24 protein-coding genes (1 of these 24 running past the window's edge) are annotated in these 23,261 nt (G+C 58.9%); 2 read left to right on the forward strand and 22 right to left on the reverse strand.

Annotated elements, in window-relative coordinates:
- The 21 genes from C3938_RS00610 to ffh form a co-directional block, all read right to left on the reverse strand.
- Positions 1 to 88: the beginning of an aspartate kinase gene (locus C3938_RS00610; RefSeq protein WP_105101357.1), read on the reverse strand. The gene continues 1,151 nt to the left of window position 1, outside the view; only the first 88 of its 1,239 coding nucleotides appear in the window; the start codon lies at positions 86 to 88; the stop codon falls past the left edge of the window.
- A gap of 157 nt (positions 89 to 245) precedes the next feature.
- Positions 246 to 2,858 (reverse strand): alanine--tRNA ligase, encoded by a 2,613-nt coding sequence (gene alaS / locus C3938_RS00615; RefSeq protein ID WP_105103133.1) that lies wholly within the window; start codon positions 2,856 to 2,858, stop codon positions 246 to 248.
- 71 nt (positions 2,859 to 2,929) lie between these two features.
- The gene (locus tag C3938_RS00620; RefSeq protein ID WP_105101358.1) at positions 2,930 to 3,292 is read right to left on the reverse strand and encodes a histidine triad nucleotide-binding protein; all 363 of its coding nucleotides are present in this window, start codon (positions 3,290 to 3,292) and stop codon (positions 2,930 to 2,932) included.
- Positions 3,293 to 3,329: 37 nt separating this feature from the next.
- The gene (locus C3938_RS00625) at positions 3,330 to 3,518 is read right to left on the reverse strand and encodes a Trm112 family protein (RefSeq protein WP_105101359.1); all 189 of its coding nucleotides are present in this window, start codon (positions 3,516 to 3,518) and stop codon (positions 3,330 to 3,332) included.
- 138 nt (positions 3,519 to 3,656) lie between these two features.
- Positions 3,657 to 4,517: an alpha/beta hydrolase gene (locus C3938_RS00630; protein WP_105101360.1), complete on the reverse strand. Its 861-nt coding sequence runs from the start codon at positions 4,515 to 4,517 to the stop codon at positions 3,657 to 3,659.
- A gap of 129 nt (positions 4,518 to 4,646) precedes the next feature.
- A complete protein-coding gene (glpK, locus tag C3938_RS00635) occupies positions 4,647 to 6,143 on the reverse strand; it encodes a glycerol kinase GlpK (RefSeq protein WP_105101361.1) in 1,497 nt (498 codons plus the stop codon).
- A gap of 139 nt (positions 6,144 to 6,282) precedes the next feature.
- On the reverse strand, positions 6,283 to 6,876 hold the full coding sequence (locus C3938_RS00640) for a regulatory protein RecX (RefSeq protein ID WP_233998566.1): 594 nt from the start codon (positions 6,874 to 6,876) through the stop codon (positions 6,283 to 6,285).
- Between the two features lie 2 nt (positions 6,877 to 6,878).
- The gene (gene recA / locus C3938_RS00645) at positions 6,879 to 7,910 is read right to left on the reverse strand and encodes a recombinase RecA (RefSeq protein ID WP_105101362.1); all 1,032 of its coding nucleotides are present in this window, start codon (positions 7,908 to 7,910) and stop codon (positions 6,879 to 6,881) included.
- Between the two features lie 134 nt (positions 7,911 to 8,044).
- Positions 8,045 to 8,554 carry a CinA family protein gene (locus C3938_RS00650; protein WP_105101363.1) on the reverse strand — a complete coding sequence of 170 codons (510 nt, stop codon included), beginning with the start codon at positions 8,552 to 8,554 and terminating at the stop codon, positions 8,045 to 8,047.
- Between the two features lie 26 nt (positions 8,555 to 8,580).
- Positions 8,581 to 9,096, reverse strand: coding sequence for a hypothetical protein (locus C3938_RS17720; RefSeq protein ID WP_158681509.1), 516 nt, complete (start codon positions 9,094 to 9,096; stop codon positions 8,581 to 8,583).
- Between the two features lie 58 nt (positions 9,097 to 9,154).
- Positions 9,155 to 9,781: a LysE family translocator gene (locus C3938_RS00660; protein ID WP_105101365.1), complete on the reverse strand. Its 627-nt coding sequence runs from the start codon at positions 9,779 to 9,781 to the stop codon at positions 9,155 to 9,157.
- A gap of 26 nt (positions 9,782 to 9,807) precedes the next feature.
- Positions 9,808 to 10,719: a DMT family transporter gene (locus C3938_RS00665; RefSeq protein WP_105101366.1), complete on the reverse strand. Its 912-nt coding sequence runs from the start codon at positions 10,717 to 10,719 to the stop codon at positions 9,808 to 9,810.
- Positions 10,720 to 10,802: 83 nt separating this feature from the next.
- Positions 10,803 to 12,533, reverse strand: coding sequence for a single-stranded-DNA-specific exonuclease RecJ (gene recJ / locus C3938_RS00670; RefSeq protein ID WP_105101367.1), 1,731 nt, complete (start codon positions 12,531 to 12,533; stop codon positions 10,803 to 10,805).
- 73 nt (positions 12,534 to 12,606) lie between these two features.
- On the reverse strand, positions 12,607 to 13,998 hold the full coding sequence (gene thrC / locus C3938_RS00675; protein ID WP_105101368.1) for a threonine synthase: 1,392 nt from the start codon (positions 13,996 to 13,998) through the stop codon (positions 12,607 to 12,609).
- 73 nt (positions 13,999 to 14,071) lie between these two features.
- A complete protein-coding gene (locus C3938_RS00680; protein ID WP_105101369.1) occupies positions 14,072 to 15,439 on the reverse strand; it encodes a homoserine dehydrogenase in 1,368 nt (455 codons plus the stop codon).
- A gap of 228 nt (positions 15,440 to 15,667) precedes the next feature.
- Positions 15,668 to 16,417 carry a DsbC family protein gene (locus C3938_RS00685; RefSeq protein ID WP_105101370.1) on the reverse strand — a complete coding sequence of 250 codons (750 nt, stop codon included), beginning with the start codon at positions 16,415 to 16,417 and terminating at the stop codon, positions 15,668 to 15,670.
- 233 nt (positions 16,418 to 16,650) lie between these two features.
- Positions 16,651 to 17,001, reverse strand: coding sequence for a 50S ribosomal protein L19 (gene rplS / locus C3938_RS00690; RefSeq protein ID WP_105101371.1), 351 nt, complete (start codon positions 16,999 to 17,001; stop codon positions 16,651 to 16,653).
- Between the two features lie 77 nt (positions 17,002 to 17,078).
- Positions 17,079 to 17,846: a tRNA (guanosine(37)-N1)-methyltransferase TrmD gene (trmD, locus tag C3938_RS00695; protein WP_105101372.1), complete on the reverse strand. Its 768-nt coding sequence runs from the start codon at positions 17,844 to 17,846 to the stop codon at positions 17,079 to 17,081.
- Entirely contained in the window at positions 17,846 to 18,406 is a 561-nt protein-coding gene (rimM, locus tag C3938_RS00700; RefSeq protein ID WP_199775459.1) for a ribosome maturation factor RimM, read from the reverse strand. Before rimM ends, trmD begins: the two co-directional genes overlap by 1 nt.
- A gap of 30 nt (positions 18,407 to 18,436) precedes the next feature.
- The gene (gene rpsP, locus C3938_RS00705) at positions 18,437 to 18,676 is read right to left on the reverse strand and encodes a 30S ribosomal protein S16 (RefSeq protein WP_105101373.1); all 240 of its coding nucleotides are present in this window, start codon (positions 18,674 to 18,676) and stop codon (positions 18,437 to 18,439) included.
- Positions 18,677 to 18,888: 212 nt separating this feature from the next.
- Positions 18,889 to 20,307, reverse strand: a complete 1,419-nt coding sequence (gene ffh, locus C3938_RS00710; protein WP_105101374.1) for a signal recognition particle protein — start codon at positions 20,305 to 20,307, stop codon at positions 18,889 to 18,891.
- Between the two features lie 151 nt (positions 20,308 to 20,458).
- On the opposite strand from ffh, the gene C3938_RS00715 reads away from it, so the two are divergent.
- Positions 20,459 to 21,262, forward strand: a complete 804-nt coding sequence (locus C3938_RS00715) for a cytochrome C assembly family protein (RefSeq protein WP_105101375.1) — start codon at positions 20,459 to 20,461, stop codon at positions 21,260 to 21,262.
- 69 nt (positions 21,263 to 21,331) lie between these two features.
- Positions 21,332 to 22,603 carry an HlyC/CorC family transporter gene (locus C3938_RS00720; protein WP_418903555.1) on the forward strand — a complete coding sequence of 424 codons (1,272 nt, stop codon included), beginning with the start codon at positions 21,332 to 21,334 and terminating at the stop codon, positions 22,601 to 22,603.
- 28 nt (positions 22,604 to 22,631) lie between these two features.
- Here C3938_RS00720 and rnhB read toward each other — a convergent pair whose 3' ends face one another.
- The gene (gene rnhB / locus C3938_RS00725) at positions 22,632 to 23,246 is read right to left on the reverse strand and encodes a ribonuclease HII (protein ID WP_105101376.1); all 615 of its coding nucleotides are present in this window, start codon (positions 23,244 to 23,246) and stop codon (positions 22,632 to 22,634) included.
- Positions 23,247 to 23,261 lie beyond the last annotated feature (15 nt).

The raw sequence follows: 23,261 nt of genomic DNA on the forward strand, positions 1-23,261 counted from the left end.
TGAAGCCTGCCACCTTGTCAGCAACCGCCTCGATACGCTCAACTGAGCCCACCGAGGTGCCGCCATATTTCTGCACGAACAAACTCATCGTTCTAGTGTTCCTTACTACCTGTATGCGCGGTACCCGACTCGCGCGTGTCGCGCACTTAATCACCAAACCCCGGGCAAATCAACTGCAACGGTACAATTTACACCGAAGCAAAGCCGGAAATTCCGGAATCGCCGACATAATCGGCTGATTGGTTTCACTTGATATTGCTTTTCACCCACTCAGGTACCGCTTTCAGCAGTTCAGGTAGTGCAGCGACATTCACACCGCCGCCCTGGGCCATGTCCGGGCGACCGCCACCTTTGCCGCCCAACTCACCGGCGGCAAAGCGCATCAAGTCACCCGCGGCCAGTCGACCGGTAAGATCTTTGGTTACTGCGGCAATCAGTGCGACCTTGTCTTCACTCGGTGCCGCCAGCAGTAACACACCACTACCGAGCTTGCTTTTGAGTTGATCCGCCAGATCCCGCAGGGACTTCGCATCCGCGCCCTCAATTGAGGTGGCCAGCAACTTCACACCGGCCACTTCAACCACTTCACTGGTGAGGTCGCCTCCTGCACCACTGGCGAGCTTGGTCTTCAACTGTGCGAGCTCTTTTTCAAGCTTACGGTTGTTGACCAACAGCTGCTCCACCTTATCCGCGAGATTTTCCGGACGCGCTTTCAGCAGTGCTGAGGCGTGATCCAGACGCTGCTGGGTCTGATCAAAGAGGGCGAGTGCATGGGCGCCGGTAACCGCCTCTATACGGCGCTGTCCGGATGCAATCCCGCTTTCACCAACAATGCGCAGCAATCCTATATCGCCGGTACGCTTTACATGGGTCCCACCACAAAGTTCTACCGAAAAAGTGCCGGCATCACTGCACTCGCCCATGGAAAGCACGCGGACGGTATCACCATACTTTTCACCGAACAGCGCCATAGCCCCCTTCGCCTTCGCCGTTTCGATATCGGTCTCTTCGGTATGCACAGGGGTATTTGCGCGAATCTGGCTGTTGACCAACGCTTCGATCGCTCGCAATTGCTTGGTCGTTACCGCCTCGGGGTGAGAAAAGTCGAAGCGCAGGCGTTCTGAATCCACCAGTGACCCCTTCTGGGTGACATGGTCACCGAGCACTTTGCGCAGGGCGGCATGCAGCAGATGCGTAGCCGAGTGGTTGAGTGCTGTGGACTGACGTACTTCAGCCGCCACATCAGCGTCGACCTCGTCGCCTACCGCGAGACTTCCGGAAAGCAGTTTGCCCTGATGAAGGTGGTGACCGCCCATCTTGGTACAGTCTGATACCTCAAAACGGCCAGCCTGCGCTTGCAGATAGCCACTGTCGCCAACCTGACCGCCGGACTCCGCATAAAAGGGCGTACGATCGAGAATGACAGCGCCGGATTCCCCCTCTTCCAGGCGATCGACCTGTTCGCCGTCTTTGACAATAGCCAGCACCTTGCCAGTCGCGGAAACGCCGTCGTAGCCGAGAAATTCGGTGGCACCCTCGATATTGAGACTGCCGGCATAGTCCTGTTTGAATTTGCCCGCCGCACGCGCACGTTCCCGCTGGGCCTCCATAGCACTTTCATAACCGACCATATCCAGTGTCAGGCCGCGCTCGCGGGCGATGTCCTGAGTCAGATCAGTCGGGAAACCGTAGGTGTCGTGCAGAGTGAACACCAGGTCACCGGGAACTTCGCTCCCATCGAGAGATTCCAGCGCTTCGTCCAACAATGCCAGACCTTTGTCGAGGGTTTTGGCAAATTGTTCTTCTTCCTTACGCAGGGCATTCTCAATAAGGGACTGCTTCTCACGCAATTCCGGATAGGCCTCCCCCATCTCGTGCACCAGCGCCGATACCAGCCGGTAAAAAAATATCTCCTGGTGACCGAGTTTGTGTCCGTGGCGAATGGCACGGCGAATAATCCGGCGCAGCACGAATCCGCGCCCTTCATTAGAAGGCATCACTCCATCGGCAATCAGGAAAGAGCAGGAGCGAATGTGGTCCGCGATCACCCTCAGGGATTTTTCTTCGGTATTCGCACACCCGACGATTTCACCCGCCGCCTTCAGCAACGCCTGAAACAGATCGATTTCATAGTTGGAATGCACCCCCTGCATCACCGCGGCAATACGCTCAAGCCCCATACCGGTGTCCACCGAGGGCTTGGGCAGCGGATGCAGCTCGCCGTCGGCAGAGCGCTCAAACTGCATGAACACCAGATTCCAGACTTCGATATAGCGGTCGAGGTCGTCGTTTTCAGAACCGGGGGGACCGCCGGGAACATCTTCACCGTGATCGTAGAAAATTTCCGAGCTGGGACCACAGGGACCGGTATCTCCCATCTGCCAGAAATTGTCTTCATCCAGACGCGAGAAGCGGTCAGCGCTGACACCGACTTCCTTAAGCCAGATATCCGCGGCCTCGTCGTCGCTGATATGCACGGTAACCCACAGGCGCTCTTCCGGAAGGTTCAACACCTTGGTCAGGAACTCCCAGGCGAACTGAATGGCTTCGCGCTTGAAGTAGTCACCGAAGCTGAAGTTACCCAGCATTTCGAAGAAGGTGTGGTGCCGCGCTGTGTAGCCGACATTCTCCAGATCATTGTGTTTACCACCGGCGCGCACACAGCGCTGCGAGCTGGTTGCCCGCACATAGGGGCGCGGGTCCTGCCCGAGGAAAGTATCCTTGAACTGCACCATGCCGGCATTGGTGAACAGCAGGGTCGGGTCATTGCCCGGCACTAGAGAGCTGGACGCTACACGTGTGTGCCCCTGTTCGGCAAAATAGTTGAGAAATGCTTCGCGTATCTGTGCGCTCTTCATCCAGCCAATTTCCACATCGTCAGTAATAAACACCGGTACCCCTACTCGGCACCATGAATCAAATTCTCTAATCAGCCCTGCAGACCATCCGCCAGACCGGCCTCAGGCATTTTGCGCTGGGCCAACAGGTGAATGTGCAAGTGAAATACCGTCTGCCCTGCTCCGCGACCATTGTTGATCACCAGGCGAAAACCGTCCTCCAGCCTGAGGCGTCGCGCCACATCGGCGGCCACCCACATCAGGTGCCCCAACAGCGGAGCGTCCTCGATCTGAGCCTCCGCGAGGCTGACCAGAGGCTTGCAGGGAATGATCAGAAGGTGTGTCGGCGCCTGGGGGGACCGGTCTTCTATGACGATGCATTGATCGTCCTCGTACAACCGCCGGGCCGGCAGCTCCCCGGAAATAATCCGGGTAAACACACTGGTTTCCGCCATATTCCATCTCCCTGGCACAGCCGCATTCGCAGCGGAATTACTTTTCCAGTTTTTCATCCGCCGTAAGCTGACGGGCTTCTGTCTCCAGCATCACCGGGATGCCGTCCCTTATGGGGTAGGCAAGACCACTGGCCTTGCACACCAATTCCTGGGTTTCTTCGCGATATTCAAGCGGCGCCTTGCTGACCGGACAGACCAGCAGGCTCAACAGTTTCTTGTCCATGATTCACCCTGCGCAGGCCCGAAGCCCGGAATGACCGGGTCCCGGGTCAAAAATGACCGCGTATGGTACAACGCTTTTTCGGGGTTTTCACCGACCAGCGGTGGAATTGAAGCGTCGGGAAAGGTGGGAATCCGGCCAGCCTCAGGGGCTGGCCATATCGCGCAGGGCCTGAGAGGGGGAGCGCGAAAGCGCATTGAGATGACCGACGAGCAGATCGAGCGCCCTGTCGCCATCTTCCGGCTCGTTGAATATCTCGTGGTAGGCGCCGGGAAACCGGCAAAGCCGATGAACGCTGCCCGAGAGACCATCGAACCAGCGGTGACTGGCAGACGCATCCACCAACCGGTCCTGTTCCGGTAGCAATAGCAGGCAGGGAACGGTTACCGCGTCAGGCTTCGCCAAAAGTCGTGTCCGCATCCGCTGGTAACCGGCAAACCAGCGAGGGGTTACCCTTCCGTGTACCAGCTCGTCATCGCGATAGCCTCTCACAACCTCAGGGTCACGACAGATCCACTCCGCCTGCAGGCGATTTGACAGCGGCAATCCCGGACATACCCGGGCCAGCAGCTTCAGTAGCCGGGCCTCGATCCCCGCCGGCTCCCTGGCGCCGACAAATGCAGGGGCCGAAAGCACCAGACTATCGACCGCACAGTCTTCCGCTGGGTAGACCACACTTGCGCAGGCGATGACTCCTCCCATGCTGTGCCCAAGCAGGTGAAGCGACTGCGCCGGATTTTCGTGCTTAACCAGGCGGATGAATCGACACAGGTCGCGAGCATAGTCAGCAAAGTCGCCAACATCCCCGCGGCGACCTGGAGACTGCCCATGCCCGTAGTGGTCCAGGGCATACACACTGTAGCCGCGGGCGTTCAGCTCACCGGCCAGCCGTCGATAGCGGCCGCTGTGCTCTCCCAACCCGTGGGACACAACCACCACGCCCAGTGCGCTTTCCACCCACCATCGCCGGTAGTGCAACCGGAATCCTCTGGACTCGAAATACATGGCACGCTCCTTTTTATTTATGGTTATGTACGGATACTGCCACTTCGATATTATCGAAGTATTTCCGGATGGGATTTCGTGCCGGCCGTGCCACCAGCCAGCGCCTCATCATCTTTGAACGTTACATAATTATTCACATCCATCAACCCGGTAGCTACGGCAGGCTGTCACCGCCTGGCGCCAGCCATCCAGTAACACACGGCGTCTCAGCTCACCCATCTGAGGCAGGAAATCCTGCTCGATATCCTGCAGGGACTCGGGAAGCTGGTCACAACACCAAATACCGGCACCGATTCCCGCGAGAAGTGCAGCCCCCACCGCTGTCGACTCGACCTGGCGTGGTCGCTCCACCCGCAGGCGGGAAATATCCGCCTGGAACTGCATTAGAAAATCATTGGCACTGGCACCGCCATCCACTCTCAGGCACTGCAGCTTCACACCCAGCGCTTGCGCCATCAGGCTCGCAAGCTCATGGCTCTGGTAGGCAATAGACTCGAGCGTTGCCCGTACCAGCTCCGCACGCCCAGCGCCACGAGTGAGACCGAAGATGGACCCCCGCGCCGCTGCATCCCAGTGTGGCGCACCGAGCCCGCTGAAAGCGGGAACCAGGTAGACACCGCGAGTATCGGGAATCGCCTGCGCAATCGACTCCGTTTCCGCCGCATGCTGGATGATTCCCAGATCATCCCGCAACCATTGCACCGCAGCGCCAGCATTGAATACCGAGCCCTCGATCGCAAACTGCGGTTGTCCGGAGCGATCACAGGCGATGGTTGTCAGCAGTCCTTCCGGCACCAGTGGCCGTCGCGCCCCGGCTGCAGCCAGCATAAAGCACCCGGTGCCGTAAGTATTCTTGAGACTGCCAGGCTGAATACACCCCTGCCCGAAGAGTGCGGCCTGCTGGTCGCCGGCGACGCCGGCGATAGGAACCTCGGCCCCGAAAAAGGCGTCCGCCGCAGTGTGCGCGAAAACACCGGCGGACGGCCTGATCTCCGGCAGAATGGACTCCGGGCAATCGAACAGACTCAAGAGATCCTTATCCCATTGCCGGCGGTCGAGGTTGTAAAGCAGTGTCCGGCTGGCATTGGTGTGATCTGTGAGGTGCGCCCGACCACCGGTAAGACGCCAGATCAGCCAGCTGTCCACGGTGCCGAAACAGAGCTCTCCCGCTTCCGCACGGCGGTGGAGTTCCGGCATCCGATGAAATATCCAGCTCAGTTTGCTGGCGGAGAAGTAGGCATCAAGCAACAGACCTGTACTGGCGCGCACCATGGCTTCTGCACCGGCCTGTTTGAGTTCCGCGCAGATCTCCGCTGAGCGGCGACACTGCCAGACGATGGCCCGGTGCACCGGCTCACCGGTTTTCCTGTCCCAGAGAACCGTGGTTTCCCGTTGATTGGTGATTCCCAGGGCCTTCACATCAGCGGCGGTGATTCCCGCACGCTGCAGGGCTGCGGCGCACACTTTCAGTGTCACCTGCCAGATTTCTTCGGCATCGTGCTCCACCCAGCCCGGGCGGGGATAGTACTGGGGAAATTCAGAATAGCTGCGGCCGCGCAAGCGGCCGTCAGTATCAAACACAAAGGCGGTGGTACCCGTTGTACCCTGATCGATAGAGAGGATCATCGCGGCTCGCTTCTGCTTATTCTATTAGGCCGACCGCCCCCCAACAGGGAGGCGAAAACGCTTCCGCGGCCAGTATATACGCTGAAGGCGCACCCGGGTCTGTCCGGAGACCGCCCCACCAGGTCAATAATGGAGACCGTCAGTACTGCTCGCGGTTCCCGCCAGAGTCCAATTCGGCCAACGCAAATTGGATTGCATCGGCGAAAAAGCCCCGGTAGGCAAGGTAGCGCTGTCGGCGGGCACGCTCTTTCAGCTGCTCCTCCCTGGTCACACCAGGATCTACCGGGCGGCGGAATTTGCGCTGCAGCAGTTCCAGCGCGAGCTGGAACCAGTCCACCTCTTCCTGTATCTGCTCCATGGCGCCCTGCACCAATGCGGACGGCACCCCTCGCAGCTGTAACTCCTGACGGATACGCAGCGGCCCCTGCCCCCGCTGCACGCGAGAACGGCAGAATACTTCCGCAAAACGCTTGTCGGATTGGTAGTTGAGTTCTTGCAGCCGCAGTAGCACCCTGTCGAAAATACTGTCGAAATCCCCGTCAGGGTATTTGGACCCCAATTTCTGGCGTAATTCCTGGCAGGAGTGCTCGCGGCGGGAGAGAAGGTCGAGCGCGCTGCTGAAGAGCGCCTGAAAGGCTTCGGGGGAGTCCAGTGGGGATGCGGGATTGGCGGAAAAGCCACTTTCCGGCGGCCCGCCTTGCGGGCTGCCGGAATCGTTTTGCGGAAAAGACAAAATCAGTCTTCCGCAGCTTCCACGGCTGCCGGCTGGGCAGTAACGGCATCACCCAACAGCAATGCGCGCAGCTGGGATTCGATGTCGTTGCGGATATCTACATTTTCCTTGAGGAACTTGACCGCGTTGGCCTTGCCCTGACCGATCTTGTCGCCTTTGTAGCTGTACCAGGCACCGGCCTTGTCCACCAGACCATGCTTAACACCGTAATCGACGATTTCACCCAGAAGGTTGATCCCCTCACCGTACATGATCTGGAATTCAGTCTGCTTAAACGGCGGCGCCACCTTGTTCTTGACCACTTTGACACGGGTCTCGTTTCCGACCACTTCCTCACCTTCTTTCACCGATCCGATGCGACGGATATCAAGGCGTACGGAAGAGTAGAACTTGAGTGCGTTACCACCAGTTGTGGTCTCCGGGGAGCCGAACATGACGCCAATCTTCATTCGAATCTGGTTAATGAAGATACACAGGGTGTTGGTGTTCTTGATATTGCCGGTCAGCTTGCGCAACGCCTGGGACATCAGTCGCGCCTGCAGGCCGACGTGGGAATCCCCCATTTCACCCTCGATCTCCGCACGCGGAGTGAGCGCCGCTACGGAGTCCACGACCAGCACGTCCACTGCACCGGAGCGCACCAGCATGTCCGCCACCTCCAGCGCCTGCTCACCAGTGTCTGGCTGGGAAACGATCAGTTCATCCACATTGACACCGAGCTTTTCCGCGTAGATCGGGTCCAGAGCGTGTTCCGCATCCACGAAGGCACAGGTGCCGCCCTTGCGCTGCGCTTCCGCAATCACCTGCAAGGTCAGGGTGGTTTTACCGGAAGACTCTGGACCATAGATTTCCACAATACGACCACGGGGCAGACCGCCAATACCGAGGGCCACATCCAGCCCCAGAGAGCCGGTGGAAATGGCGGGAATACGCTCGCGCCCTTTCTCCCCCATGCGCATGACGGTGCCCTTGCCAAACTGGCGTTCGATCTGAGACAGCGCCGCCTGTAATGCTTTGTCTTTGTTGGAATCCATGACCTTTCCCGTGTACGTGAAGATTGGTTATTGGAAGGGAGCTTAGAGAAAAATTACTGTATAAGCAACCAGTAATCTGAAATCGACAGTCCCCGGTCGGCAAAATCCACCGGGACTGGAAAAGACCGGAATGGCTAGCGATGAGACTCGGCAATCGACAGCAGACCACGTAGCGCCTCGGCCACTGTCTGAGCCTGGATTTCGGCGCGGCAGCCTTGAAAGTGCATACAGCGGGCATCGGCTTGTAACGGCTCCTGCCCAATACCGTGGGCCCAGGCCATCCACACAGTACCAACCGGTTTGTCATCACTGCCGCCATCAGGCCCGGCAATACCACTGACGGCGACGGCGAGATTGGCATCCAGTCGGTTTAACACGCCCACCGCCATCTGCCGCACCACCGGCTCGCTAACCGCACCGAATTCTTCAAGATCCCGCGGGTCAACACCGAGAAAATCCCGCTTGATGCGATCGGCGTATGACACCACCGCGCCGTCAAACCAGGCAGATGAGCCGGCAACCGAAGTGATGGCGGCGGCAATACCACCGCCAGTACAGGACTCCGCAGAGGTCACCCGCCACTTCAGCCTATGCAGTTCGGCGCCCAGTGCTTCCGCCAGGCTGTATATACCGAGATCAATCACTCCCGCCCCCGAGCCTGAGTTCAATGTCAGATATCGCTACGACCAGAACCCGTGCCCGGCTTCGGCGCACAGCTTGAGAACTGATAGGGTACATTGCCCACCGGATCGAACCCCAGCTCCAACGCCGCATCCAGCATGGCTGAGGGAATGCGGTGCAACAGGATGTCACCGGTAGCCCCTCCGCACATTTGCGGATACATGCGATCGGTGCGCACGCCGCAGCGGGATTCCACCACCTGAATACCGCCATCTACGAGTTTGCCGCGACTCTGCTCAACGGTCATACCGCCACCTTCGCACTGCTTGGTACCACGCGACTCCATGACCCACAGAGTATCCGTCACCTGTCCCTGGGGCGTGCTACCTGGAGAGGCTGCAGGAGTAGAAGACGCCGCCTCTGTTTCACCGCTACCCGATTCTGTAGGCGCCATTTGGCCTCCCACCCTGTCCTGTTCTGGAGATCTGGCATGGCGATCGTCGCAGCCCGCCAGCACCAGCGCCGCGAGCGCCATAATCATCACTATTCCCTTTTTGACACTCATTACCTGCTCCTCGGTTAATTCCAACTCTGCCCCACGCACAAAGTTCACCACGGTTCTGTCAGCTTAGCGCGAGCCAAACACCCACGCCCAACATCAGAGTACCGGCCATTCTATTCATCAGCCGCACATTCTCGCCCCGGTGCAGCAGTCGACTCAAGGTTCGACCACCGCTGGCGTATATCAGCAGGCAAATGAACTCCAGCGAAAGGATAATGCCGAGCAGAATACTCATCTGCGGCAACAAAGCTTCGTCCTGCCGAATGAATGGCGGCAACAGTGCAATAAAAAATGCCCAGCCCTTGGGGTTCGCCACAGCGGTAACGAACCCCTGAGCACTCAACGAAAGCGCGGGCATCACTGGCCCCCCTTCCGCTCTTGGTTCCACCAGTACCATACGTCCCCGCGCGCGCCACATCTGTATACCGAGATAGGCGAGATAAGCCGCACCGCAGTATTTAAACACCTGAAATGCAGTGGGGTATTTCAGCATAAACGCGGCAATCCCAAGTACCGCAGCGATGGCCACCGTCGCCACCCCACACAGCTCTCCGAGCATCATCCACAGGGTACGGCGCACGCCGAACGTCATCCCCATAGTCAACGCGAGCGTCATGCACATTCCCGGCGTGATGGAGACGAAGAAAAATGTCGGTATAAACAGTGCCAGAACAGACCAGTCGATCATGATGTCACCCGGGAGCAAGCGCGATGTCAGTGGTGCGCAACACTGTGATTGCCGTAGTGACTGACGAACATGCCCGCCAGCATTAACCCGCAACCAATCAACTCATTTACGCTCAGCAACTCGTTCAGGAACAGCCATCCGGCAGCCACGGCAAACACCGATTCGAGACTCATGATAACAGTGGCATGGGAAGGCGCCGCATTGCGCTGACCAAGCAGCTGGAAGGTAAAGGCGATTGCCGTAGAAAACACCATCATGTAGGCAATGGGCCAAGCAGCCTCCCAGGCCCCTTCCAGCGTCGGCTGTTCGACCACCAGCGAGGCCACCGCTGACAATACGCCGCACACCAGAAATTGAATAGCCGCCAGACGCAGCGCGTCGTAGCGGTGCACCAGATAGTCCGCCGACAGCACCTGGATAGCAAACACGAAGGCGCTGGCAAACACCATCAAGTCCCCGATCAGCTGCGCCTGTTCGGAAAAATCCGCCAGCCAGTAGAGGCCGATAAGCGCCAGAGCAACGCCGCCCCAGGTCCATCGATTGGTTTTATGACCGAGGGACAGACCGATGATCGGTACCAGCAACAGGTAAAAACCGCTGATAAAACCCGCGCGCCCCGCAGTGGTGTACACCAGACTCGCCTGCTGCAGCGCGGCGCCGAGAAAAAGCCAGAAACCGAGCACCGCCCCGCCCGGCAGACACTTGCGCCAACGGTGCTGAACGATCACACCCGCCGGTTCCTGCGGTGTCAAATCCCGCCGCGACGAAAGCCAGTACACGATGGGCACCAGCAGAAGGCCACCGAGAAAGAAACGCCAGGCATTGAACGCCAGTGGTTCGATATGCGCCATGGCAACTTTCTGGGGAACAAAGGCCACGCCCCAGAACAATGCCGCCAACAGTAACAGTAACTCGGCCTTGGCCTGCTTTTGTTTCATACATCTTACCCGCGGTCAGAAGCACTCCGGCTTCCGCCACGCAACATCAATAAACAGAAAAAGATTCGATCAGAACCATGTATTTACAACGGTACAATATGGCTCACCAGCAGCTGCAGTGACCTCCGCCCGCGGAATTCATTGATGTCCAGCTTGTACGCCAGTCGCACCCGCTCCACCGCGGCGGGCCAGAAATCCGTATCGATATTGAAGGCAATGGCGTCCAGCGACTGCCTGGGCGCACTCACTGGCGCCACCATCATTTTCAGGTGGCGCTCGCCGACGATCCGCTGCTGCTGCAACACGAACTCACCATCAAATTCCGGTTCCGGGAAGGCCTGCCCCCAGGGCGAACAGGCGCGAAGTAGCGCTGCAGTCTCCATGGTGAACTCTTCTGCACGCAGTTCACCATCGGTTTCGATCACCGCCTGCAACTGTGATGGTGTAAGCCGACTGCGCACCGCGTGCTCAAACGCCTCGGTAAAGGCCGGCAGGCGCTCCGCCGGGAGGCTGAGCCCCGCCGCCATCGCGTGGCCACCGAACTTGCTGATCAGGTGCGGGTGTGCGGCGGCCACATCGCTCAGTGCATCGCGGATATGCAAACCGGGAATGGAGCGCGCGGACCCTTTGATCAGACCGTTATCACCGTCGGCGAAGGCGATCACCGGGCGGTGGAATTTTTCCTTGATTCGGCTGGCGAGAATACCCACAACACCCTGATGCCAGGCCGCGTCATAGAGGCACAGGCTCCAGGGCAATCCGTCCTCCGCCAGTTGCAACTGCTCCAGCACCGCCATCGCCTCCCGCTGCATACCGGCCTCGATGGCTTTACGGTCTCGATTGAGCCCATCCAACTCTACCGCCAGCTCCCGCGCCTCTTCCGGGTCACGGGTCAGCAGGCAGCGAATACCTGTACTGATATCGTCCAGACGACCGGCGGCATTGATCCGCGGGCCGAGAATAAAACCAATGTCCGTGGTGGACAGCCGGTGGAGATCGCGCCCGGCCACTTCCATCAGTGCCCGAATACCTACACGGCAGCGGCCGGCGCGCATGCGCGCGATGCCCTGGTGCACCAACACCCGGTTGTTATGATCCAGCGGGACCAGATCCGCCACGGTGCCGAGCGCCACCAGATCCAGATATTCGGCCATATTGGGCACGGGAATACCCCGCTCCTCAAACCAGCCCGACACCTGCAGCGCACTTTTCAGCCGGCTCAGCAGGTAGAAAATCACCCCGACACCCGCCAGATTCTTGCTGGGAAACTCACAGCCCGGCTGGTTGGGATTGACAATCGCGTCTGCCTCCGGGAGCTCGCTGCCGGGCAGGTGGTGATCGGTGACAATGACCTTGAGACCGGCGGCCCTCGCAGCCGCCACGCCGTCGATACTGCTGATGCCGTTGTCGACGGTGATCAGCAGATCGGGCTGGTACTCCTGGGCCACCTCGACGATTTCGGGCGTGAGGCCATAACCGAATTCAAAGCGATTCGGCACCAGAAAGTCCACCGGGCCCGCGCCCAGCGCACCCAGCGCCAGCACCGCGAGGGTACTGCTGGTGGCACCATCGGCATCGAAGTCGCCAACGATCAGGATCTTGTGCTGCGCGCGCACCGCCTCCAGCAGCAGGGAAACCGCGGCGCCAACCCCGCGCATGGACTCGGGGCTGTGCAGGCGGGCAAGCTGGTGATCAAGGGCCTGGTCGCTATCGACGCCGCGCCCTAACAGCACCCGCTGGAGGATCTCCGGTGTGGAGGAAGTAAAACGGCCAGTGGATAAATCCACTGGCCGCCTCTGAAGGATGGTGTGCATCGCGTCCGGTCGTATCTGGTTCCCGTGATTTCGGCCCCATTCTACCGTCCCGGCTGCGCGACTCAACCCGGGCTCAGGTCAGCGCCCGGGAGATGAAGTCGTGTATCGCAGAAAGCGTATTTGGCAGGACTTGCAACCGCTCTTCGCGCTCCAGCAGGTCCTGCATATGGTGCGGCAACGGCACACTGGTACCCGGCAGCGCCTTGTCCACCGCCTCGGCAAACTTGGCCGGGTGCGCGGTGGCGAGGCACACCATGGGCTCGGCGGCGGACTTGCGCGCGCGGCGCGCAGCCTCGACACCAATCGCCGTGTGCGGATCGAGCAGGTACTCTGTGGATTCGAACACCTCGCGAATTACCTCCACTGTGCGCTCGTCTCCCACCCGCTCGGAGGCGAACAGTCCGCGCGCCTTTTCCAGTGCGCGCTCATCAAGCTTCATCGGCGCACTGCGGTCCGCCAGCAGCTCCGCCACTGCTGTGCCGTTGCGGTCATACAGATCAAACAACAGACGCTCAAAGTTACTGGATACCATGATATCCATACTTGGCGACAGGCTGTGCACCAGCGGCTGCGGTGAGTGGTCGTTGGCGCTAATACAGCGGTGCAGAATATCGTTGGCGTTGGTGGCGATCACCAGCTGATTGATCGGCAGCCCCATGCCACGTGCCAGGTAGCCGGCGAAGATATCGCCAAAATTGCCGGTGGGCACGGAGAAGTTGACCGGACGGTGCGGGCCGCCCAGGCTCAGGGCCGCGTGGAAGTAATAAACGATCTGGGCCATGATTCGCGCCCAGTTGATGGAGTTCACCGCCACCAGACGGCGACCGTCCGGCAGGAAGGACTGGTCTGCGAAGCTGGCTTTCACCATATTCTGGCAATCGTCGAAATTGCCTTCCAGAGCAATATTGAAGACGTTGTGCGACAGCACCGTGGTCATCTGCTTGCGCTGAACTTCCGATACACGGTTGTGCGGATGCATGATGAAAATGTCGATATTCTCGCAGTGACGGCAGCCTTCAATCGCCGCGGAACCGGTATCGCCGGAGGTTGCTCCCAATACCACCACTTTCTCGCCGCGCTTTTTCAGCAACAGGTCGAATAGCTGCCCGAGGAATTGCAGAGCAAAATCCTTGAACGCCAGTGTCGGGCCCTGGAACAGCTCCATTACCCATTCGTTGTGGCCGGTCTGCACCAGCGGGGCAATCGCGGCGTGGCGGAAATTGGCATAGGCACGTTCGATGATGCCGCGCATCTCGGCTTCATTCAGGTCCTCGGCGACGAAAGGCCACATGATGCGAAAGGCCAGCTCGCGGTAGTCGAGACCCGCCATGTCGGCGATTTCCTGCTGGCTGAATCTGGGCAGGTTTTCCGGAACATACAGACCACCATCACTGGCAAGGCCTGTGAGCACGGTGTCGGCAAAGCTGAGAGACGGCGCGCGGCCGCGAGTACTGATGAATTTCACGTTAATTCTTGTCGATTGATTTTGAAAAAAGGAGTTCAGCAGGTGGCGGCCACCTGCCGTCTAAGCGTGCGTATCAGCCGAGGGATTCGACCCGGAAACGGACCACCGGCCCCTGGATCGTGTCCAGCGCCTCAATCTGATTGACCGCCTCCTGAAGCTGGGACTCGCGGGCGCGACTGGTCAGCAGCACCACCGGCACCAGCTCTTCGTCTTCCGCCGGCTCGTGCTGGATCAGGGCCTCGATGCTGATGCCCTGGTCGCTGCAGATCTTCGCCACCTGCGACATCACACCGGGCTTGTCGTGGGCAGAGATACGCATGTAGTAGCTGGTTACGGTGTCACCCATCGGCAGCACGTCGTCCAGGTTGCCCTGACTGTCCTGGGTCACACCGGCCAGCGGCACACGCTGATCAGGGCGGACATTGAGTGTGCGCGCCACATCCACAATATCCGCGATCACTGCGGAAGCGGTCGCCTCGGCGCCGGCGCCGGCACCGTAATAGAGAGTCGGCCCCACCGCATCGCCATTGACCAGAACCGCATTCATTACGCCGTTAACGTTGGCAATGAGACGGCGCTGTGGGATCAGGGTCGGATGTACCCGCAGCTCCACACCATCTTCCGTGCGCCGTGCGATACCCAGGTGCTTGATGCGGTAACCCAGCTCGTCCGCGTAGCGGATATCTTCCCGTGCCACACCACTGATCCCTTCGGTGTACACCTTGTCGAATGCCAGCGGCATGCCGAAGGCCAGAGACGCCATGATGACCAGCTTGTGGGCAGCATCTATGCCCTCCACATCGAAGGTGGGATCCGCCTCGGCGTAGCCCAGCGCCTGCGCCTGCGACAGCGCCTCCTCAAAGCTGCGGCCCTTCTCACGCATTTCCGTGAGGATGTAGTTGCCAGTGCCATTGATAATACCCGCCAACCACTGGATGCGGTTGCCGACAAGGCCTTCACGCAGGGATTTGATGATCGGGATACCACCGGCCACCGCAGCTTCATAGGCGATGGTCACCCCCTGCTCCGCCGCCGCGGCAAACAGTTCATTGCCGTGCTCGGCAATCAGTGCCTTATTGGCGGTAACGACATGTTTACCGTTGGCGATGGCGGTCAATACCAGCTCTCTCGCCACAGTGGTTCCGCCGATCAGTTCAACCAGGACATCTACATCCGGGTTGTTCGCCACATCAAAAATTTCACGGGTGACACTGATACGCCGGGTTTCGCAATTAGGGTTATCGCGGCGCGCACCGATCTGGACGATTTCTATCTTGCGACCGCAGCGGGCAGCAATCTCATCGCAATTGCGTGCCATGACATTGACCGTACCGCTACCTACGGTCCCGAGACCACAGATACCGATACGCACTACGGGCACCGCGCCCGCCGTATTGGATTTTTCCGAGACCTTGACTGCTTCGTCGGCGAATGCGCTCACAACTTCCCTCCGCGCAAGACTGTTTTGGAACACTGCGCAATAACTGGCGTATAAATCAAAAAAAGGTCGACAACCTTACTGAGATCCAGGGGAAATTGTCAATTAAATTGCGCAGAGCGGTCAAATGGCAACCACCCCGGATCACAGACTCCCGGCAACTGAAAAAGCACCGGCATCAGATACAAAAAGGCCGGCAATTGCCGGCCTGATCGAAGGGACTACAACAAATCAGATGCCCAGTGCCTTGGCCAGGGTCTCCGGCGGCAGGTATCCCGGAACCACCGTGCCGTCTTCCATCACAATGGTGGGTGTACCACGCACATCAATTACTTCGTTGCCAAGCTTGTACTGGGCCGCGACAGGGTTATTGCTGCACACGTTGAGCGGCACATCCTTGCGGTTCTTAAGATCGGTCAGGGTCTTGTTCGGATCATCTGCGCACCAGGCGGTGGCAATCTTGCGATAACCCACGGAGTTGAGTCCGGCGCGGGGAAACGCCAGGTAGCGCACTTCGATACCACGGCGGTTCAGCTCAGGCACGTCGTTGTGCAATTTACGGCAGTAGCCGCAGTCTACATCGGTAAATACATAGATATGTGCTTTGGTCTCCCCCTTGGGAGAAAACACAATCATATCCTTCAGGCTCTGCTGATCCATCACTTCCGCACGGTGACGACCGCGGCGCTGTTCAGACAGGTTAACCACCTGTTGCGAGCCGACTTCAAACAGGTCTCCGGCAATAAAGTGACCGCCGTCCTTGGAGACGAACAGGACATTCCCGCCATTGACCTCTACTTCGTACAGCCCCGGCATCGGGCTTTCGCGCACATCACCAAATGTGGCATTGGGGTTCCCGGCGGAAAGCTTGGTCTTAATCTGTTTGGCAACGGCTTCATCCACCGCGGCAATGGCAGCCTGCCCGAGCAGCAGGGAGGCAGTGGCAACAAGCGCCGTCAGCGGCTTGACAAGAAAAGTCATGATTCGGTTCGCTCCAGATTATTCGTTGTTCTGACCGCAACTGCGGACACCAGTTCCCGCCAGTATGGCACCTGTCTCCAGCATTCGGATAACCAAGGCGGGTTTTACTACAGACTGACCCGCGGTTCCACACCCCAATCCCATCCCTGAGACCTTGAGACCAGAACTGCCACTGCCACCCGCGCAAAAAAAAACCGGAGGCAAGCTCCGGTTTTTTTTTGCGCGAGAGAAACTCAGTTGAGTTTCTCTTTGATGCGAGCAGCTTTACCAGTCAGGCTGCGCAGGTAGTACAGCTTGGCCTGGCGAACGTCACCGCGACGCTTGACGGCAATGCTGTCTACCAGCGGGCTGTGAGTCTGGAAGGTACGCTCAACGCCAACGCCGTGAGAAATCTTGCGCACGGTGAAGGAGGAGTTCAGGCCGCGATTGCGCTTGCCGATTACCACACCTTCAAACGCCTGCAGACGCTCGCGGTTACCTTCTTTTACCTTTACCTGTACCACAACGGTGTCGCCCGGGGCGAACTCAGGCAGTTCAGCTCTCAGCTGCTCTTGCTCCAGCTGCTGGATAATCTTGTTGGTCATTTGGAAATCTCCAAAAGGGTTTGTGTAGCCTCACGGCTAGATCACCGAATTACTCCCGCCTCACGGCGAATCCGATATTAATTCTCCGCCCCGGTGGACGACTCCCGCAGGAATTCGTCCAGCAGTTGCATCTGCTCCGGGGTCAGCGCCAGCTTTTCCAGCAGGTCCGGCCGGCGTTGCTGCGTGCGTCCCAAGGCCTGCTTGAGGCGCCAGCGGCGTATTCTTTCATGGTTGCCGGAAAGCAGTACTTCCGGAACCCGACGGCCCTGATAGTCTTCAGGGCGCGTGTAATGCGGGCAATCCAACAGCCCTTGGACGAAGGAATCTTCCACCGCGGACTGATCGTGTCCCAACGCTCCGGGGATCAGGCGGGTAATGGCATCCACCATCACCATGGCCGCAAGTTCACCGCCACTGAGCACATAATCACCAATCGACCATTCCTCGTCGATCAGGGATTCGACGATACGCTCATCGACACCCTCGTAGCGGCCGGCCAGCAATACCAGATTGCCGCACTGCGCGAGCTGCTCTACCCCCCCCTGATCCAACTGCCGCCCCTGAGGGGACAGGTAGATAGAGCGGGTAGCGCCGGCCTCCTCCGCCCAGCTGCGCGCCTCGCGGAGCGCCTGGGACAGCGGCTCTGCCAGCATGACCATGCCGGGGCCACCGCCATAGGGGCGGTCATCGACAGTGCGATGCCTGTCACTGGTGAAATCCCGTGGATTCCAGCAGCGCACTTCCAGCAATCCATCCTTAACTGCCCGACCACTGATACCGTAGTCGGTCAGCGCGGTAAACATCTCGGGAAAGATACTTACCAGGGCGATGCGCTTCGCCGCCATCAGAACTCGGGGTCCCAATCGACGACAATCTGCCCGGCCTCAAGGTCAACGTTGGTAATGAACTCGCCGGGCAGGTACGGAATAAGGCGCTCACGCCCATCCTCGCCACCGCGCACCACCATCACATCGTTGGCACCGGTTTCCATCAGCCGCACCACTTCACCGAAACGGTATTCGCGGCCTTCAAACTGGCTGATCACCTGCAGGCCCTGCAGCTGGTGCCAGTAGTATTCACCATCTTCCAGCGGCGGCATTTCGCTGCCGGCAACGGCGATATCGCGCTGACAAAAGGTGGCCGCAAGATCGCGGTCATCCACATTCTTGATGTGTACGATCAGGCCTTTGCCGTGGCGCTTGCCGTCGTCGATATCAAGACGTTGCCAGCCGTCCCTGCCTCCGGCACCAGGGGCCTGCAGCCACCAGCCGGAAAATTGCAGGATATTCTCCATCGGCTCAGTATAGGAATGCACCTTTACCCAGCCGCGCACACCGTAAACCGCGGTAATACGCCCAACAGTGACCAGATCTTCGTTTACTAGCGAACGCTCAGCCACGGACATACCCCGGTTTACAGACGATCAGGAGAAGAATCAGGCGGCTTCTTTCAGCAGCTTGCTGACGCGGTCAGACAGCTGAGCACCCTGGCCTACCCAGAACTCAACGCGCTCGCGATCAATGCGCAGACGCTCTTCCTGACCACGGGCTACCGGGTTGAAGAAGCCAACACGCTCGATGAAACGACCGTCGCGGGATTTGCGGCTGTCAGTCACAGTCAGGTGATAAAAAGGGCGCTTCTTCGCACCGCCACGAGCCAAACGAATGGTTACCATGTAGCTATCCTGTAGTTTCAACACCAACCAGTCACCAGAGGCGACCGGAACATTCCGCCTCACGGCGGTATTGCAGATTTTGCCGAGACAAAAATCTGTTGCTAAATCAATGATCAGCGACCAAGGGCCAGCTGAAAGGCGGCGTATTCTAATGTACCCACCCCGGTTTGTATAGCGCGGATATACCCGCCAGAACACACCGTTAAAAACACTTACTTCTTGCGGAAGCCTGGCGGCAGACCGCCACCGAGACCACCCAGTCCACCCATCCCGCCGGCGCCACCTCCGAGTCCCGGCAAACCACCGAGACCCCGCATCATCTTGCCCATACCGCCGCCTTTCATCTTCTTCATCATCTTGCTCATCTGCTTGTGCTGTTTGAGCAGGCGATTCAGGTCCTGAATCTGTGTTCCGGAGCCGGCAGTGATGCGACGCTTGCGGGAGCCGCTCAGCATGTCCGGGTTGCGGCGCTCCTCAGGCGTCATGGAACCGATGATGGCGTCCATACGACGGAACTCTTTACCCATATCCGCCTGCTGCGCTGCCTGGGCAAGCCCCCCCATACCGGGAAGCTTGTCCATCAGGGCGCCGAGACCGCCCATATTCTGCATCTGCTGCAGCTGATCACGCAGATCCTCCAGATCGAATCCCTTACCCTTCTGCACCTTCTTGACCAGTTTTTCCGCCTTGCTGCGGTCGATCTTCTGCTCAGCCTGCTCGATCAGGGAGAGAATGTCGCCCATTCCGAGAATGCGCGATGCTATACGGTCCGGGTGGAAGGTCTCCAACGCATCGGTCTTCTCACCGACACCAATAAATTTAATCGGTTTACCGGTGACATGACGAACCGACAGGGCCGCACCACCACGGGCATCACCGTCTGCCTTAGTCAGAATCACACCGGTCAAGGGCAACGCATCGTTAAACGCGCCGGCCGTGTTCACCGCGTCCTGACCAATCATGGCGTCAATCACGAACAGGGTTTCCGCCGGCGTCAGCTCGCTGTGAAGCTCGCGAATTTCCCCCATTAATTCATCATCAATATGCAGGCGGCCGGCCGTATCCACGATCAGCACATCGGCAAACTGTTTACGTGCGGCAGTCACAGCGCCGCGGGCAATATCCAAGGGTTTCTGATCCGGTTGCGACGGATGGAAAATAGCGCCCACCTCACCAGCCAGGGTCTCCAATTGCTTGATGGCGGCGGGGCGGTAGACGTCCGCACTGACCACCATCACTTTTTTCTTCTCGCGCTCCTGCAGGTATTTGGCGAGTTTCGCCACACTGGTGGTTTTACCCGCCCCCTGCAAACCCGCCATCAGGATGACCGCCGGCGGCTGCACCGCGAGGTTGAGCGGCGTGGCCGCCTCCCCCATGACCTTGACCAACTCATCCTGCACGATTTTGACAAACTGCTGCCCGGGGTTGAGCGCCTTGCTGACATGCTGCCCCACCGCCGCGGTGCGCACCTGCTGGACGAAGGCCTTGACCACCGGCAGCGCCACATCCGCCTCCAACAGCGCCTTGCGCACTTCCCGCAAGGTATCGCGGATATTGTCATCCGTCAGGCGCGCCTTGCCCGTAACTTTCTTCAGTGCCGACGACAGACGGTCGCTCAGGTTATCGAACATATCACCTTCTCAAATCGTAAAAGCCTGATGGTCCGGGTGTTACCGGCCCCCAAAAACGCGGCAGTATAGCCCAGCCGGGCTTTCCAGCACAGGCGCGCTGTGACACACTGCCCGCCCGGAACTTAATGACAAAAACGACGGATCTACCCCGATGGCGGCTATGGCCCACTGGATGGCAATCGCGCTTTATGTAGCCACTACCTGTGTAGCGGCAGTATCCCTGTCTCGCCAACCTTCCGCTTCCCGGCAGCCGCTGCTGCTAGGGCTGTTTGGCTGCGCCATCGTCGCTCACGCCATCTCGCTCAAATTTACACTGCTGTCGGAACAAGGGGTCCGCTTCGACCTCGCCGCCGTGCTGTCGCTGATTACCTGTGTTGTGGCCCTGCTCCTGCTGTTTTTGTCTCTGCGTCACCGGCTCAACCTGCTGGTCCTCGCAATCGCCCCACTGGCGGCGGTAGCGGAGATGGCCGCAGTCCACACCTGGGGCGGGGTACCGCCCCGCGCCCTGCTGTCTCCCGGCATCGCCGCGCACGCCCTGCTCTCCATATCCGCCTACTCTCTGCTTACCCTGGCAACGCTTCAGGCCATTTACCTGTATTGGCTCAATCAGCAGCTGCACAACCATCGCCCCACGGGTATCAGCCGAATGCTGCCGCCATTGCAGACCATGGAGAGTCTCCTGTTCGGTCTGATTGCCTTTGGTCAGCTATTGCTGACGGCATCGCTGGTTACAGGCGCTCTCTTCGTTGACGACCTGTTTGCGCAGCATCTGGTCCACAAGACCATCCTGTCGATCTTCGCCTGGATTCTCTACAGCATTCTGCTGTGGGGGCACTGGAAAAAAGGCTGGCGCGGTAACACCGCCGTGCGCTGGACACTGTCCGCCTTCGCCGTGCTGATGCTGGCGTTTTTTGGTAGCAAACTGGCACTGGAAGTCATCTTTGCCCGACACTGACCGCTGTAAACTTGCGAGCACTGGCAAACTGTTCCAATATCGCCCCGATTCCATAAAAAGAGTTCCCCCTTGAACGAGATGCCCCCCGGTCTACTGTTTGCACTGATAGGCCTGCTGATAGTTATTTCCGCGTTCTTTTCCAGCTCCGAAACCAGCATGATGGCGCTGAACCGCTATCGCCTGCGCCACCAGGCCAAGAACGGTCACCGCGGTGCCAAGCGCGCGGTGGATCTGCTGTCGCGCCCAGACAAGCTGATTGGTGCGATTCTGATTGGCAACAATCTGGTTAACATTCTCGCCTCGGTCATTGCCGGTGCCGTATTCACTCGCCTGTACGGCGAGGCCGGTGTTTATTACGCCACCGCGGCACTGACGTTTGTCGTCCTCATTTTTGCCGAGGTAACTCCGAAAACCATCGCCGCCCTGCACCCGGAGAAGATCGCTTTCCCCGCCAGTGTGATACTCCAGCCGCTGCTCTGGCTGATGGCGCCATTTGTATGGTTTGTAGGCAGCATTTCCAACGGTCTGGCGCGCCTTGTGGGCGTGGAGGCGGGAAAGGAGTCAGAGGCTGAACACCTGGCACCTGAAGAGCTCCGCACCGTGGTGTTTGAATCCGGCGCACTGTTGCCCACCAAGCACAAAGGCATGCTGTTGAATGTGCTGGATCTGGACCAGGCTACGGTGGAGGACATCATGATCCCGCGCAATGAGGTCATCGGTCTTGATCTCGACAGCTCCGCGGAGAAAATTCTGAAGCAGCTGGCAGAAAGCAGCTATACCCGCCTTCCGGTATACCGCGGCGATATCAACCAGGTCGTGGGCATTCTGCACCTGCGTCGCGCGGCACAGATCCTGCGGGACGGGCCGGAAGCACTCACCGCGGAAACCCTGAAATCCCATCTGGACGAACCTTATTTCGTTCCCGAGGCCACCCCGTTACCCACGCTGCTGATGAACTTCCAGCAGAAGAAACGCCGCATGGGACTGGTGGTGGATGAGTACGGCGAGGTTATGGGCATAGTGACCCTTGAGGACCTGCTGGAAGAGATTGTGGGTGACTTTACCGCAAGCCCGGTCCCCAGTGATGATGAGGAAATCGTTGCTCAGGAGGATGGCTGGTACCTCGTGGATGGCGGAACCTCAATTCGCGAGATCAACCGCACGCTGCACTGGGAGTTGCCCACCGATGGACCGAAAACCTTCAACGGCCTGATCATGGAGCATCTGGAAAGCATCCCCGAAGGCAATATCAGCCTGTATATCCAGAGCTACCTGATCGAGATTGTGGAAGTGTCCGACAAGATGATTACCAGCGCACGGATCCGAAAAGCCCGCGGCTGATCGCGTCGAACACGGACATACAGCAGGTTTACACTAACGCCAGTTGCCGCTGTACTGGCGCAAAGCTTTTGCGGTGTATCGGTGTAACCCCCAGCCGCGCGAGCGCCGCCATATGCGCCTTGGTCGGATAACCCTTATGTCCGGCGAGGCCATATCCGGGATACTGCTGATCCAGCGCCACCATTTCCCTATCCCGCGTGACCTTGGCAAGAATAGAGGCCGCCGCAATCGCCGCAACCCGGTCATCCCCTTTCACCACGGTATCACAGGCGTAGTGCCAGTCCGGTTTGCGGTTACCGTCCACCAGTACAAACTCAGGCCGCAGCGACAATTGCTCAACTGCGCGCTTCATCGCCAGCATACTCGCGTGCAGAATATTTAACCGATCAATCTCTTCCACCGTCGCACGGGCGATGGCAAAGCTCAGCGCCTTTTCACGGATTTCATCGAACAGTACTTCGCGTCTTTTTTCACTGAGTTTTTTTGAGTCCGCCAGCCCGACGATGGGGCTATCGGGATCGAGAATTACCGCCGCGGCCACCACGTCCCCGGCCAGAGGACCACGTCCCACCTCATCGACACCGGCAAGCAACACACCCGTATACGGACACAGATAGGGAGGAAGAGACGAACTGGATTTCATGGATAGTCTACAGGT

This window comes from Microbulbifer pacificus (assembly GCF_002959965.1).
Taxonomy (GTDB): Bacteria; Pseudomonadota; Gammaproteobacteria; order Pseudomonadales; family Cellvibrionaceae; genus Microbulbifer; species Microbulbifer pacificus_A.

What these genes read in the sequence shown, in the direction of transcription:
- recA (WP_105101362.1), bottom strand. Translation starts at nt 7,910, where the DNA reads ATGGATTCCAACAAAGACAAAGCATTACAGGCGGCGCTGTCTCAGATC.
- C3938_RS00665 (WP_105101366.1), bottom strand. Translation starts at nt 10,719, where the DNA reads ATGAAACAAAAGCAGGCCAAGGCCGAGTTACTGTTACTGTTGGCGGCA.
- C3938_RS00620 (WP_105101358.1), bottom strand. Translation starts at nt 3,292, where the DNA reads ATGGCGGAAACCAGTGTGTTTACCCGGATTATTTCCGGGGAGCTGCCG.
- C3938_RS00660 (WP_105101365.1), bottom strand. Translation starts at nt 9,781, where the DNA reads ATGATCGACTGGTCTGTTCTGGCACTGTTTATACCGACATTTTTCTTC.
- C3938_RS00715 (WP_105101375.1), top strand. Translation starts at nt 20,459, where the DNA reads ATGGCGGCTATGGCCCACTGGATGGCAATCGCGCTTTATGTAGCCACT.
- rnhB (WP_105101376.1), bottom strand. Translation starts at nt 23,246, where the DNA reads ATGAAATCCAGTTCGTCTCTTCCTCCCTATCTGTGTCCGTATACGGGT.
- rplS (WP_105101371.1), bottom strand. Translation starts at nt 17,001, where the DNA reads ATGACCAACAAGATTATCCAGCAGCTGGAGCAAGAGCAGCTGAGAGCT.
- C3938_RS17720 (WP_158681509.1), bottom strand. Translation starts at nt 9,096, where the DNA reads ATGAGTGTCAAAAAGGGAATAGTGATGATTATGGCGCTCGCGGCGCTG.
- rimM (WP_199775459.1), bottom strand. Translation starts at nt 18,406, where the DNA reads ATGTCCGTGGCTGAGCGTTCGCTAGTAAACGAAGATCTGGTCACTGTT.
- alaS (WP_105103133.1), bottom strand. Translation starts at nt 2,858, where the DNA reads ATGAAGAGCGCACAGATACGCGAAGCATTTCTCAACTATTTTGCCGAA.
- trmD (WP_105101372.1), bottom strand. Translation starts at nt 17,846, where the DNA reads ATGGCGGCGAAGCGCATCGCCCTGGTAAGTATCTTTCCCGAGATGTTT.
- glpK (WP_105101361.1), bottom strand. Translation starts at nt 6,143, where the DNA reads ATGATCCTCTCTATCGATCAGGGTACAACGGGTACCACCGCCTTTGTG.
- rpsP (WP_105101373.1), bottom strand. Translation starts at nt 18,676, where the DNA reads ATGGTAACCATTCGTTTGGCTCGTGGCGGTGCGAAGAAGCGCCCTTTT.
- C3938_RS00685 (WP_105101370.1), bottom strand. Translation starts at nt 16,417, where the DNA reads ATGACTTTTCTTGTCAAGCCGCTGACGGCGCTTGTTGCCACTGCCTCC.
- ffh (WP_105101374.1), bottom strand. Translation starts at nt 20,307, where the DNA reads ATGTTCGATAACCTGAGCGACCGTCTGTCGTCGGCACTGAAGAAAGTT.
- recJ (WP_105101367.1), bottom strand. Translation starts at nt 12,533, where the DNA reads ATGCACACCATCCTTCAGAGGCGGCCAGTGGATTTATCCACTGGCCGT.
- C3938_RS00630 (WP_105101360.1), bottom strand. Translation starts at nt 4,517, where the DNA reads ATGTATTTCGAGTCCAGAGGATTCCGGTTGCACTACCGGCGATGGTGG.